The 12,616-nt window shown below is 72.8% G+C and carries 12 protein-coding genes; 5 read left to right on the top strand and 7 right to left on the bottom strand.

Annotated features, from left to right (window positions below):
- Positions 1 to 130 precede the first annotated feature (130 nt).
- Positions 131 to 334: a cold-shock protein gene (locus ACIGJO_RS01035; RefSeq protein ID WP_015607926.1), complete on the top strand. Its 204-nt coding sequence runs from the start codon at positions 131 to 133 to the stop codon at positions 332 to 334.
- 169 nt (positions 335 to 503) lie between these two features.
- On the top strand, positions 504 to 2,189 hold the full coding sequence (locus tag ACIGJO_RS01030) for a DEAD/DEAH box helicase (protein WP_399950128.1): 1,686 nt from the start codon (positions 504 to 506) through the stop codon (positions 2,187 to 2,189).
- 76 nt (positions 2,190 to 2,265) lie between these two features.
- Here the strand turns inward: ACIGJO_RS01030 and ACIGJO_RS01025 are convergent, their stop codons facing one another.
- From ACIGJO_RS01025 to ACIGJO_RS01010, 4 genes are read right to left on the bottom strand one after another with little or no spacing between them, the layout of a single operon-like run.
- Positions 2,266 to 3,306, bottom strand: a complete 1,041-nt coding sequence (locus ACIGJO_RS01025; protein ID WP_399950125.1) for an NAD(P)H-dependent flavin oxidoreductase — start codon at positions 3,304 to 3,306, stop codon at positions 2,266 to 2,268.
- On the bottom strand, positions 3,306 to 4,058 hold the full coding sequence (locus tag ACIGJO_RS01020) for a CoA-transferase subunit beta (protein WP_399950122.1): 753 nt from the start codon (positions 4,056 to 4,058) through the stop codon (positions 3,306 to 3,308). Before ACIGJO_RS01020 ends, ACIGJO_RS01025 begins: the two co-directional genes overlap by 1 nt.
- On the bottom strand, positions 4,055 to 4,909 hold the full coding sequence (locus tag ACIGJO_RS01015; protein ID WP_399951656.1) for a CoA transferase subunit A: 855 nt from the start codon (positions 4,907 to 4,909) through the stop codon (positions 4,055 to 4,057). Before ACIGJO_RS01015 ends, ACIGJO_RS01020 begins: the two co-directional genes overlap by 4 nt.
- Before the next feature lie 11 nt (positions 4,910 to 4,920).
- Positions 4,921 to 5,670, bottom strand: coding sequence for an enoyl-CoA hydratase family protein (locus ACIGJO_RS01010; protein WP_399950119.1), 750 nt, complete (start codon positions 5,668 to 5,670; stop codon positions 4,921 to 4,923).
- Between the two features lie 84 nt (positions 5,671 to 5,754).
- Between ACIGJO_RS01010 and ACIGJO_RS01005 the strand changes: the two genes are divergently transcribed.
- On the top strand, positions 5,755 to 6,756 hold the full coding sequence (locus ACIGJO_RS01005; protein ID WP_399950116.1) for an SDR family oxidoreductase: 1,002 nt from the start codon (positions 5,755 to 5,757) through the stop codon (positions 6,754 to 6,756).
- A 137-nt stretch (positions 6,757 to 6,893) separates the two neighbouring features.
- Here ACIGJO_RS01005 and ACIGJO_RS01000 read toward each other — a convergent pair whose 3' ends face one another.
- A complete protein-coding gene (locus tag ACIGJO_RS01000) occupies positions 6,894 to 7,643 on the bottom strand; it encodes an ankyrin repeat domain-containing protein (RefSeq protein WP_399950113.1) in 750 nt (249 codons plus the stop codon).
- Between the two features lie 48 nt (positions 7,644 to 7,691).
- Positions 7,692 to 8,588, bottom strand: coding sequence for a hypothetical protein (locus tag ACIGJO_RS00995; protein ID WP_399950110.1), 897 nt, complete (start codon positions 8,586 to 8,588; stop codon positions 7,692 to 7,694).
- A gap of 380 nt (positions 8,589 to 8,968) precedes the next feature.
- Between ACIGJO_RS00995 and ACIGJO_RS00990 the strand changes: the two genes are divergently transcribed.
- On the top strand, positions 8,969 to 9,745 hold the full coding sequence (locus ACIGJO_RS00990) for a S1 family peptidase (protein WP_399950107.1): 777 nt from the start codon (positions 8,969 to 8,971) through the stop codon (positions 9,743 to 9,745).
- Positions 9,746 to 9,758: 13 nt separating this feature from the next.
- Here the strand turns inward: ACIGJO_RS00990 and ACIGJO_RS00985 are convergent, their stop codons facing one another.
- The gene (locus ACIGJO_RS00985; protein WP_399950104.1) at positions 9,759 to 11,570 is read right to left on the bottom strand and encodes a beta-galactosidase family protein; all 1,812 of its coding nucleotides are present in this window, start codon (positions 11,568 to 11,570) and stop codon (positions 9,759 to 9,761) included.
- Between the two features lie 151 nt (positions 11,571 to 11,721).
- Here ACIGJO_RS00985 and ACIGJO_RS00980 point away from each other — a divergent pair, with 151 nt between their 5' ends.
- Positions 11,722 to 12,600: a helix-turn-helix domain-containing protein gene (locus ACIGJO_RS00980; protein ID WP_399950101.1), complete on the top strand. Its 879-nt coding sequence runs from the start codon at positions 11,722 to 11,724 to the stop codon at positions 12,598 to 12,600.
- The last annotated feature ends 16 nt before the right edge of the window (positions 12,601 to 12,616 follow it).

The following is a 12,616-nucleotide window of genomic DNA, read 5'->3' as shown; positions in this document are numbered from 1 at the left end:
GTGCGCCTGACGGGAATGCTTCCTCAGGCGCTTTATTGTTTTCCGGCTTTCTCCGGGTGGGGCTCAATGCGGCGACTTGGAATTCGTAAAGTGCGAATTTCCGGCACTGCACCTCTTTTAGGAGATTGACATGGCTACTGGAACCGTGAAGTGGTTCAACTCGGAAAAGGGCTTCGGCTTCATCGAGCAGGACGGCGGCGGCGCCGACGTCTTCGCCCACTACTCCAACATCGCCACCCAGGGCTTCCGTGAGCTCCAGGAGGGCCAGAAGGTCTCCTTCGACGTCACGCAGGGCCAGAAGGGCCCGCAGGCGGAGAACATCGTCCCGGCCTAATTGCCGGACGCGTACCTCGCAACCGGGGCCCGCACCGTGAAGGTGCGGGCCCCGGTTTGTGCTGTCCGGGGGACACCCTGCTTTGTGCTGCATCCTGGGGCGCACATCAAGCAGTCCCGCCGGTCAGTCCCGCAGTAACCCCAGGAATCCCCCAGGAGGGCAATTCCGTATGACCCGCTTCGAACGCCAGGACCGACCGGCCCGCACCCGACCGACCAGGGGACGGGGCCCGGCCCCTGCGCAGCGAGACGCCAAGGGCTCCGGCCGCGGCTCCGGCAAGGCACCCGCCCGCCGCCGCGCCACACCGCCCCAGGGCGAATTCGCCCTGCCGGAGACCATGACCCCCGCGCTGCCCGCGGTCGAGGCGTTCGCCGAGCTGGACATGCCGGCGGCACTGCTGAAGACCCTCACCGCGCAGGGCGTCACCGAGCCCTTCCCCATCCAGGGCGCCACCCTGCCGAACTCGCTGGCCGGCCGGGACATCCTCGGCCGCGGCCGCACCGGCTCCGGCAAGACGCTCGCCTTCGGCCTGGCGCTGCTCGCCCGCACCGCCGGACGCCGCTCCGAGCCCCACGCCCCGCTGGCACTCGTCCTGGTCCCGACCCGCGAGCTCGCCCAGCAGGTCACCGACGCCCTCACCCCGTACGCGACCTCCGTGAACCTGCGGCTCGCCACCGTCGTCGGCGGCATGTCGATCAGCAAGCAGTCCGGCACGCTGCGCCGGGGTGCCGAGGTCCTCGTCGCCACGCCCGGCCGGCTCAAGGACCTCATCGAGCGCGGCGACTGCCGCCTCGACCAGGTCGCCATCACCGTCCTCGACGAGGCCGACCAGATGGCCGACATGGGTTTCATGCCGCAGGTCGTCGCGCTGCTCAAGCAGGTCGAGCCGGACGGACAGCGGATGCTGTTCTCCGCGACCCTCGACAAGAACATCGACCGGCTGGTCAAGATGTTCCTCACCGACCCGGTCGTGCACTCCGTCGACCCGTCCGCCGGCGCGGTCACCACCATGGAGCACCATGTGCTCCACGTCGCCGACGAGACGGACAAGAAGGCCGTCGCCACGAAGATCGCCGCCCGCGAGGGCCGGGTGATCATGTTCGTCGACACCAAGCGCGCCGCCGACCGTTTCGCCAAGCGGCTGCTCGCCAGCGGTGTACGGGCAGCCGCCCTGCACGGCGGCCGGTCCCAGCCGCAGCGCAACAGGACCCTGGACCAGTTCAAGAACGGCCAGGTCACCGCGCTCGTCGCGACCAATGTGGCGGCCCGCGGCATCCACGTCGACGACCTCGACCTCGTCGTCAACGTGGACCCGCCCACCGACCACAAGGACTACCTCCACCGCGGCGGGCGCACGGCGCGCGCCGGGGAGTCCGGCAGCGTCGTCACGCTGGTGCTGCCCGAGGAGAAGCGGGAGATGACCCGGCTGATGCAGGACGCGGGCATCGCCCCGCGCACCACCCGCATCAAGTCGAGCGACGAGGAGCTCAGCCGGATCACCGGCGCGCGCGAGCCCTCCGGTGTCGCGGTCGTCGTCGAGGTCCCCCAGCCCACCCAGCCCAAGCCGCGCACGCGGACGGGCGGGGCGGCGGGCCAGGGCAACGGCGGCGGCTTCCGCTCGGGCAGCCGGGGCCGCGGTCGCCGCGGTGGCGGCGCCGGTGGTGCGCAGGGCGCGGGAGGCGGCGGTGAGTCCCGCGGTGCCGCGACCGGTTCCGTACGCGGCGGTGGCGGCAACGGCGGCGGTGGCGCGCGTTCGGGCGGCGAGTCCCGTGGCGCCGGAACCGGCCGTACCGGTTCGGGCCGTACCGGTACCGGCCGCAGCGGCGCTCCGGCGCGGGGCCGCCGGGCCGCCTAGCCGGCAGCCGTACGGGGCGGGGACCGGGCGCAGACCTTTCGGGGCTGCCGCCCCGGCCCCGCCCCTCTCCGTACCCCTACGGCAGCGCCGCGCGGGCCTCCCGGGCCTCGCCCATGATCCGTTCCACCAGTTCCGCCACGCTCGGCAGGTCCTCGATCAGGCCCGCCACCTGGCCCGAGGCCATGATCCCGAGGTCCGTGCGGCCGTCCACCATGGACGCCTTCAGCAGCATCGGCGTGTTCGCGGCCAGCAGCATCTGGCTCCAGGTCAGATCCTTCCCGTGCTTCGCCGCCAGCCCCTCGCGCAGCATCCGGGGCCAGCTCAGCCCGGAGATCCGCCGGAAGCCCGATGCCCGGCGCACCGCCTGCGCCAGCGCCCGCACACGCCCCGCCCGCTCCAGGGCCGCCACCATGTCGGTCCGCAGCATCCGGTGCGGGAGCCCGTCCACCGCCGTGGTGACCGTGATGTCCTTGACACCCGCGGCCACATACCGCGCCTTCACCGCGTCCGGGACGGTCGAGTCCGACGTCAGCAGGAACCGGGTCCCCATCGCGATGCCCGCCGCCCCGTACGCAAGCGCCGCGACCAGCCCCCGGCCGTCGTGGAAGCCGCCCGCCGCGACCACCGGGATGTCCACCGCGTCGACGACCTGGGGCAGCAGGACCGTCGTCGCCACCTCCCCGGTGTGCCCGCCGCCCTCGCCCCCCTGCACGATCACCGCGTCCGCACCCCACGCCGCGACCTTCTCCGCATGGCGCCGGGCACCGATCGACGGGACGACCACCACCCCCGCGTCCTTCAGCTCGGCGATCAGCTCCCTCGACGGGGCCAGCGCGAACGACGCCACCCGGACCCCTTCGTCGATGATGATCCGTACCCGCTCGCGGGCGTCCCCCGCGTCCGCCCGCAGATTCACGCCGAACGGCGCGTCGGTGCGCGACCTGACCTCCCGGACCGCCGCGCGCAGCTGGTCCGCCGTCATCGTCGCGGAGGCCAGGATCCCCAGCGCGCCCGCCCGCGCGGTGGCGGTGACCAGCCGGGGACCGGCGACCCAGCCCATGCCGGTCTGCACGATCGGATACCGGACACCGACGAGCTCGGTGAGGGCCGTGCGCATCAGGACCGCACCTCGCGCTCACGGGCGCCCTCGGGGTCGATGACCTCACGGATCAGCCGGAGTTCCCCGGCGGTCGGCTCACGGGTGTACGGGACGTCGTCCGCGACCGTCAGCGCGAATCCCGTGGCCTCGCGGACCTGCGCGGCGGTGACACCCGGGTGCACCGAGGCGAGCCGCATGGAACGGTCCGGGGTGGCGAAGTCGAAGACCCCGAGATCGCTGACGACCCGCGGGATGCGGTGGAAGCGCGTCGCGGACGGACCCGCCGCCGCGGCCCGGTCGTAACCGACTCCGCAGACCATGTCGACCCGCTCGACGAAGACCCGGAGGGAATGCCGGGGGATCCAGTAACTGACCGGATTGTTCAGGGTGTTGACCGGTGCGCCGCGGACCCCGAGCAACTGGCGGGCGGGCCGCTCCCAGTCGCCCACGCAGGAGATGTTCTGGTTGCCGAAACGGTCGATCTGGCTCGCGCCCATCATCACGTGCCGCTTGCCGCCGGTGACCATGGCCAGATGCTGACGGTAGGGCAGCCAGCCCTCCACCGTGCCGTCGAGCCCGACGATCATCGCCTCGCCGTCGGTGAGCAGCAGATCGGGGGAGAAGGTGCGCTTGGCGAGACGGGCCCCCAGCGACGGGATCAGGCCCATCGGACTGGCCAGCACCTCACCGTCGCCGCGCCAGGCCTCGGCACACGCGATCACGCAGTACTCGGCCCGGGTGACGGTCCCCGCGGCGGCTTCGGTGCTCACATCTGCTCCTCGTGCCAGGTCCGGACGGCGCTCTGGTAGCTCTTCTCGTCGCCCCGCGCGGGCAGGAAGCGTTCGCTGAACGCGGCCCAGGCCCCGGGGTCGGCGGCGGCTTCGGCGTACGCCTTCTGGAACGCCTCGTCGCGGGGGTGGTCGGGCACGCAGGAGGTGAAGTGCGCCCCGTTCGGCGTCTCGACGACCCCGGTGACGGAGTGCCGTTTGACCAGGAGGGTCTGTGGAGCGGCACCGTCGGTCAGCTCGGCGGTCCCCACGAGCCGTTCGCAGGAGAGGTACGCGGTGTCGGCGGCCTCGCAGAAAAGGTCGTCGAAGTACGGATCGGGGCCCAGGTACTGGCCGTTGCCGAGCCGGTCCGCCCGGTTGACATGGACCAGGGCCGCGTCCATCCGCAGGGCCGGCATCGCGACGAACTCCTCGCCGTCCTCGTACGGTGAAGTCACCGTACGCAGACCGGGGTTGACCCGCATCACATCGGATCCGAGGCCCGCCCGCACCGGCAGGAACGGCAGCCGGTTCGCGGCGGCGCGCAGACCCCACATGAACATCGCCTCGTCGATCTCCCGCAGTTCGAACGCGCCCTGCTGCCGGGCCGCGCGGAAGTGCGGTTCGAGGGGGACCGAGTCGAGCGTGACGAACGCGGCGACCAGGGTGCGGATCCGGCCCGCGGCGGCCAGCAGGCCGACATCGGGGCCGCCGTAGGAGATCACCTTGAGATCGGTGACCGGCGACCGGAGCAGGGCGCGCACGAGCGCCATCGGCTTGCGGCGCGACCCCCAGCCGCCGATGCCGATCGTCATCCCGCTGCGGAGCCGGGAGACGACATCCTCGGGCGTCATCGTCTTGTCGGTCACGGTCGTTCCTCCTTGCCGAAGGTGTCGCGGACGCGGCCGGCGCTGCCGCTGAGTCCGGCCTCGAAGGTGAAGCCCTGCTCGAAGCGGTAGCTGCGGCGCACGTCCACGGGGTCGATGCCGTTGATGGCGGCCTTGGCGAGCCGCAGGAGATGCCCGTCCTTGCGGGCGATCTCCCCGGCCAGCTCCAGCGCCGCCGCGGCCAGCCCGTCGCGCGGGACGACCCGCCAGACCGAGCCATGGGCGTGCAGTTCGGCCGCCGTGACGGTGCGTGAGGTGTAGTACAGCGTCCGCATCAGATGCTGCGGAACCAGCCGCGCGAGATGGGTGGCCGCACCGAGCGCGCCGCGGTCCAGCTCCGGCAGTCCGAACGTGGCGTCCTCGCTCGCCACGATCGCGTCGGCGTTGCCGACGAGCCCGATGCCGCCGCCGAGGCAGAAGCCGTGCACCGCGGCGACGACCGGCACCTCGCACTCGTACACCGCCGCGAACGCCTCGAAACAGCCGCGGTTGGCACCGATCAGGGCGTCCTGACCGGGGTCGCGCTGGATCTCCTTGATGTCGACACCCGCGTTGAAGCCGCGCCCCGCCGCGGTCAGCACCACGCAGCGGACCCCGGGGTCGCGGCCGGCCGCGCGCACTGCGTCGGCCAGGTCGTACCAGCCCCGCACCGGCAGGGCGTTGACGGGCGGGAAGTCGGCGGTGACGGCGAGGACGCCTTCGGCGGGCCGTGAGGTGGAGACACCCATGAGCGGATCAGCTACCTTTCCACCAAACATTTGTTAGGTGGAAGGTAGCAGCCTGCCACCGCATCGCCAACCAGGGGAGCCGAGATGACCACCAGCAGCGCCGGACTCTGCGCGGGCCGCGTCGTCGCCGTGACGGGCGCCGGGCGGGGACTGGGCCGGGCCCACGCCCTGGCCTTCGCCGCCGAAGGGGCCAAGGTCGTCGTCAACGACCTCGGCGTCGGACTCGCGGGCGACGGGGGAGCGGGCGACGGGGGAGCGGACGACGGGGGAGTGGACGACGGGGGAGTGGACACGGGGGCCGACGGGGCGGCCGGGGGCGCTGCCGGACCCGCCCGGCAGGTGGTCGACGAGATCGTGGCGGCGGGCGGTGAGGCCGTCGCCCACCGCGGTGACATCGCCACGACCGCGGGCGCGTCCTCGCTGGTCACCACGGCCCTGGAGGCGTTCGGCCGGTTCGACACCCTGGTCAACAACGCGGGCTTCCTGCGGGACCGGATGCTGGTCAACCTCGACGAGGACGACTGGGACGCGGTGCTGCGGGTCCACCTCAAGGGCCACTTCCTGCCCCTGAAGCACGCGGCGGCCCACTGGCGGGCCGAGTCCAGGGACGGCCGCACCCCCGTCGCCCGGGTGATCAACACCAGCTCGGGCGCGGGGCTGCTCGGCAGTGTCGGGCAGGGCAACTACGCCGCCGCGAAAGCCGGGATCCTCGGCCTCACCCTGGTCGCGGCCGAGGAACTGGGACGGTACGGAGTCCAGGTCAACGCCCTTGCCCCGGCGGCCCGGACCCGGATGACCGAGCAGACCTTCGCCGCGACGATGGCGGCGCCGGAGCCGGGGGCCTTCGACGCGATGGCCCCCGAGAACGTGTCGCCGCTGGTGGTGTGGCTCGGCTCGGCCGCGAGCGCCGGGGTCACCGGACGCGTCTTCGAGGCCGAGGCGGGCCGGATCACCGTCATGGAGGGCTGGCGCCCCGGGCCCACCGCGGACCGGGGCGCACGCTGGTCCCCGGCGGAGGCGGGCGCCGCGGCCCGCCGCCTGCTGGCCGAGGCGGAGCCGGTCGGGCCGGTGTACGGGGCGCGATGAGGTCCGCGAGCCCGGAACGCCCGGTGCCGGCGGCCGGTGGCACAGCAGCCGGTGCGCCGGCGGGCGGCTGAGCAGCCGGAGCGCCCGGTGCCGGTGGTTCCGGCCCCGGGGCGTGCCCGCACCCGGCTCCGTACCCCTCACTTCGCGGCGTTCAGCAGCTCCGCGATCTCCTCGTGCGCCGTCTGGCAGTCCGCGCCGGCGAACGGCACCCCGTCGCGCAGCAGTTCCACCGTCAACGTCTCCTCGCCGTTTACGAGGTCACGGCGGGACAGCGCGTCGAACCCGGTGCCGTGCGCCTCCTCCAGACCCCGCAGCAACTGCTGCTCCACGTCCACGCCGAGCATCCGCCGCGCCTGGGTCAGTGCCCACTCCACCGCCCCCGCCCAGGTCCCCGCCCCGTGCTCCAGCAGCGCCCGCACCGTCCGGACCGATCCGCGCCGGGCCGCGAGCACCAGCGGGGGTTCGCCCTCCGGGCCGGGCAGATGGGGGTCGGCGCCATGGGCGAGCAGCAGCTCCACGATCGGCGCGTGGCCGAGCCCCACCGCCCAGCGCAGCGCCGTGAACCCGAACTGCTCGGCCAGATCCGGCCGTGCCCCGGCGGACAGCAGGGCCGCCACCACCTCGGTGTGCCCGCCGCACGAGGCCCCGCACAGCGGGAGATCGCCCGCTTCGGGGCCGCTCGGCCGGTCCGGGTCGGCCCCGGCCGCGAGCAGGAGCCGTACCGCTCCCGGCAGGTCCTGGACCGACGCGAGATACAGCGCCGTCGTGCCGTCCGTGTCGCGGGAATCGGCCCCGGCCCCCGCGCGCAGCGCCCGTACGACGGCGTCCTCACTCACGTACAAGGCTTCGAACAGGCTCTGTTCGTCCCCGATGGGCTCTTCCGTCATGCTTCGACCCTACGGTGGCCGGGCCCGTGCCCGGCCCGCGGCGTCCGCTCAGGTGTCGCACTCCAGGACCGTGCGGCACAGCCCGCACCTGGCCCGTACCCGGCCGCGGACCGGGACCCGGATGCGCTGGTGGCAGCCGGGGCAGGCGAAGGAGACCCGCAGCGCTTCGCCGCCGCCGCCCTCGAAGGCGTACGGAAGACCGGGATCCGCGGCCGTGCCGGGGTGGTCCGCGGCGTACCGCCGGTCCTTGGCGTACCGCCTGCGGCCCGCCCACCCGGCCGCTGCCAGCGGAGGCTGCCGCAGATCACGCAGGGCCCGCGCCCGCCCCCGGGTGTACGCGGAGTACGCCTGCGGGCTGGTGAACCACGGTGAGGGGTCCTCGCCGAACGCCAGCGCCCGCTTGGCCAGGACGTACCCGAACTCCTCCGGGGTGAGGTAGCCGAGCTTCTGGCTGGAGACGGCGTCCTCGCGGAAGGCGTCGAGCAGCAGCCAGCCCGCACCGAGGTACGTCGTGACGGTGTCGGTGAGGATCTCGTTGTCGCGGGTGCCGGGCAGCTCCAGGCCGAGCCGGTGCAGCAGTACATGGGTGATCTCGTGCGCGAGCGCGGCCCCGATGTCCCTGCGATGCGTACGGAATCGGTCATTGAGCTCGATGAAGTACTCGGGCCCGGCGGCGAGTTCGACGCTTGCCGCGTGCTCCATCCGCCGGAAGCCGACAATCATGCGGGCCTCCGGGAGGCGCAGATGCCGCACCAGTGCGCCGGCCACCCGCTGGGCGCCCGGATGCAGGTCGTCCAGGTCCGGGAAAGCGGCGTCGGAGGGCGCCAGGCTGGTGGCGTAGGCGTGCACACCGTCGTACGAGACGCGCCGGTACAGCGCGGTGATCGCGGACCGGACGGCGTCGAGGTGCGGAAACCCATGGACGACCGGACTGCCGTTCGCCACGTCAGAACCCCCTCCGTGACGTTCAACGGACCTCCACTGTATGCCGACCGCGCACGGACGGACGGGGGGTGTGCGGGAGCGCGCGGGGACGGGCGGACGCCGAGGCGGGCGGGGGAGCGGACGCGGGAACGCGCGGGGGACGGACGCGGGGGTGGGAGGGCGCCTTGGTGATCTTGGCCGGAAAGTGTGCCTTGTGGCCGCGGTGATCGGATCCCGATAATCGGATCACTCTTGTCGGGGTCATGCCGAAAATGCTCGATGGCGGCCCTCCGGCCGGAGCACGCACCTCACAGCAGCACCGTACGGCGATGTCCCACAACAGCGCCGTACAACCCTCACAGCAACCCCCCTCAGCACCCCCCACGAAAGAAGGCAGTCCGTTGAAGCAGCTTCTGCGCGCGCTGAAAAGATGTTCCGTCATAGCCGCCGTGGCCCTCGCGACCGTCAGCCTCCAGCCCTCCGGCGCCTCCGCCGCCCCCAACCCCGTCGTCGGCGGAACCCGGGCCGCCCAGGGTGAGTTCCCCTTCATGGTCCGGCTCTCCATGGGCTGCGGCGGCGCGCTCTACGCCAAGGACATCGTCCTCACCGCCGCCCACTGCGTGGACGGATCGGGCAACAACACCTCGATCACCGCCACCGCCGGAGTCGTGGACCTCCAGTCCTCCAGCGCCGTCAAGGTGAAGTCCACCAAGGTCCTCCAGGCCCCCGGCTACAACGGCAAGGGCAAGGACTGGGCGCTGATCAAGCTCGCCAAGCCGATCAACCAGCCGACGCTGAAGATCGCCACCAGCACCGCGTACAACCAGGGCGACTTCACCATCGCCGGCTGGGGTGCCGCCACCGAGGGCGGCGCCCAGCAGCGCTACCTGCTCAAGGCGAGCGTGCCCTACGTCTCCGACGCCGACTGCCAGGCCGCGTACGGCAGCGACCTCGTCCCCGGTGAGGAGCTGTGCGCCGGCCTCATCGACACCGGCGGCGTCGACACCTGCCAGGGCGACTCCGGCGGCCCGATGTTCCGCAAGGACAACGCCGGCGCCTGGATCCAGGTCGGCATCGTCAGCTGGGGCGAGGGCTGCGCACGCGCGGGCTACCCCGGCGTCTACACCGAGGTCTCGACCTTCGCCTCCGCCATCGCCTCCGCGGCCGCCACGCTCTGACCCCGGTGCGTGATCACAGCTGATCCACCCCGGGGGTGCCCGTCCGGACGGGCACCCCCGGGCCCAGCTCCACGAACGGCCCGCCCGCACCCTCCAGCTCCAGCACCCACACCTCGTTGGCGCCCTCGCGGAGCACCGGGCCCGGCACATACAGCGTCTCCTGCGGACCCGCGGACCAGTACCGGCCCAGGCAGAAGCCGTTCACCCAGACGAAGCCGCGCGTCCAGCCCGGCAGTTCCAGCCCGGCGTGACCGGTGGCGACGGCGTCCTCGGCCTCGAACGTCCCCCGGAACAGCCCCGTCCGGCCGGCCGGCTCCGCCGGCACCGCGGTGAACGGCACCGCCGCCACCGCCTCCGCCGACTCGAAGGCGTCCAGCCGCAGCCCCCGGGCCCGCACCCCGTGCAGATACTGCCGCTCGTGCAGCACCCCGCCCGTGATGCCCTTCGGCTCACCCAGCCGCGGCCCGTAGTTGACCCGGCCCAGCGACTCCACCCACAGCTCGACCTCCGCGGGACCCGCCACCGGCTCCTCCAGCGTGCCCCGCTCCTCGGTCAGCACCCCGGCCCGGACCCCGTCCACGTACACCACCGCCCGGTCCCGGAGGCCCGAGACCCCCAGCGCGTACGGCTCGCGCGGACCCGGAACGCCGACCCGGTAGCGGACCAGCCCACGATCCACCCCCAGCTCCTCGAACGTCGGCGCGGCACCCAGCTCCGCCGTCTCCGGGTCACCCAGCGCCTCCAGCACGTCCCCCAGCGGCGCCCATTGCGTCAACGCGGCCCGCACCGGGCCCGGCAGCCCGGCCGGCTCCGGAGGCAGCTCCGGAAGCGGACCGTCCGCGTACTGCGCCAGCACCTTCCGGAACAGCCAGAACTTCTCCGTCGGCCGCCCGTACTCATCGACCGGCGCGTCGTAGTCGTACGACGTCACCGTCGGCTGAAGTTCCTGGTCCTGGAGCGGACCGGAGCGATTCGCCCCCGCCCAGCCCGCGAAGTTCGTCCCACCGTGCGCCATATAGATGTTCACCGACGCCCCGCACTCCAGGATCTCCCGCAGCGCGTCCGCGGCCTGCGCCGGATCCCGTACGACGGACTCCGCACCCCAGTGATCGAACCAGCCGCACCAGAACTCCATGCACATCAGGGGCCCCTTCGGCTGATGGCGGCGCAGCACCTCGAACCCCGCACGCGCCCCCGAACCGAAATTCGCCGTCGCCGGCAGACCGGGCACCGAACCGCCCGTCAGCATGTGATCCTCCGGCCCGTCCGACGTGAACAGCGGTACCGTCACCCCGCACTGCCGCAGCAGCCCCGCCAGCCACTCCAGATAGACCGAGTCGGTGCCGTAGCTCCCGTACTCGTTCTCCACCTGCACCATGATCACCGGGCCGCCCCGGGTGATCTGCCGGGCCACCACCTGCGGCAACAGCTCCCGGAACCAGCGCTCCACCGACGCCAGATACTCCGCGTCCCGCGTCCGCACCCGCCGGCCGAACCGTCCCGTCACCCAGACCGGCAGCCCACCGTTCTCCCACTCGGCACAGATGTACGGTCCCGGCCGCACGATCGCCAGCAGCCCGGCCCGCTCCGCCGCGTCCAGGAACCGCCCCAGCGCCGCCACATCCCGGAACCGCCCCGGACGCGGCTCATGCAGATTCCACGGCACATACGTCTCGACACAGTTCAGCCCCATGGCCCGCAGCATCGCCAGCCGGTGATCCCACTGCTCCTCATGCACCCGGAAGTAGTGCAGAGCCCCCGACAGCAGCCGTACGGGCTTCCCGTCGAGCCGGAAGTGGTCGTCCCCCACGGTGAAGTCAGCCATCGTGCTCGTACTCTCCTGTGCGCCTCGGGTCACCCCGGGTGAAATAGTGCGCCCAGCTTCACCCTCTGGCGCCGACCCGGTCCATGGACAAAGATCACTGCTGTTTGGACACAACGAGATGCACCACAGAGCCCGGGAGGAAGGCAGGCCGATGTACCACACCTGGATGCGCTTCTTCACTCCCAGCCCGCTCCACCACCGTCTGGGCCTCGTCTGCCTCGGGGTCGGCCTCCAGCACGGCGCCCTGCCCACGGTCGGCCCCCGCACCCTCGACCACCACGTCGCCGTGATCATCAACTCCGGCAGCGGCTGGTTCAGCGGCCCCGACGGCCGCCGCACCCCCGTCACCGGCCCCAGCCTGATCTGGCTGACCCCCGGCACCCCCCACCACTACGGCGCCGACCCGGACACCGGCTGGGACGAGAGCTTCGTCGACTTCACCGGACCCGCCACCGCCACCTACACCGAACTGGGCTACATCGAACCCGACCGCCCCCTCGTCCCCCTCTCCGACACCGCCGGCCCACGCGCCGCCATCGGCCGCATGGTCCGCGCCGCCCGCAGGGGCAACCCCCTCCTCGAAGTCGAGACCGGCGCCGCCGTCCATGAGCTCCTCGTCTCCCTGCGCCGCGCCCGCGCCGACATCGGACCCGACGGCGACCCCGTACTCCAGGCCCTGGCCCGCGACGCGTTCCAGCCGCTCTCCGTCGCCGAACACGCGGCCCGCCACGGCATGACGCCCGCCGAGCTGCGCACCGCCGTACGACGCGGCGCGGGCTGCAGCCCCAAGGACTACCTGCTCGGCATCCGGCTGGGCCACGCCAAGGAACTCCTCGCGGCCACCGAACTGCCGGTCGCCGCCGTGGCCCGCCGCGTCGGCTACGACGACCCCGCCTACTTCTCCCGGCTCTTCGCCCGCCGCGTCGGCACCGCCCCCGTCCGCTTCCGCGAACAACAGGGCCGCACCGTCCCGGGCGGCTGGAGCGACCAGGTCCCCGACCCGGAGAACCCGCCCACGATCAGCACCTGAGACCCGAAGCCCTCGA

The sequence above is a fragment of the Streptomyces sp. NPDC079020 genome (assembly GCF_044542225.1).
In the GTDB taxonomy this organism is placed as follows: domain Bacteria; phylum Actinomycetota; class Actinomycetes; order Streptomycetales; family Streptomycetaceae; genus Streptomyces.
This window is presented reverse-complemented; position numbering and strand designations above follow the sequence as displayed.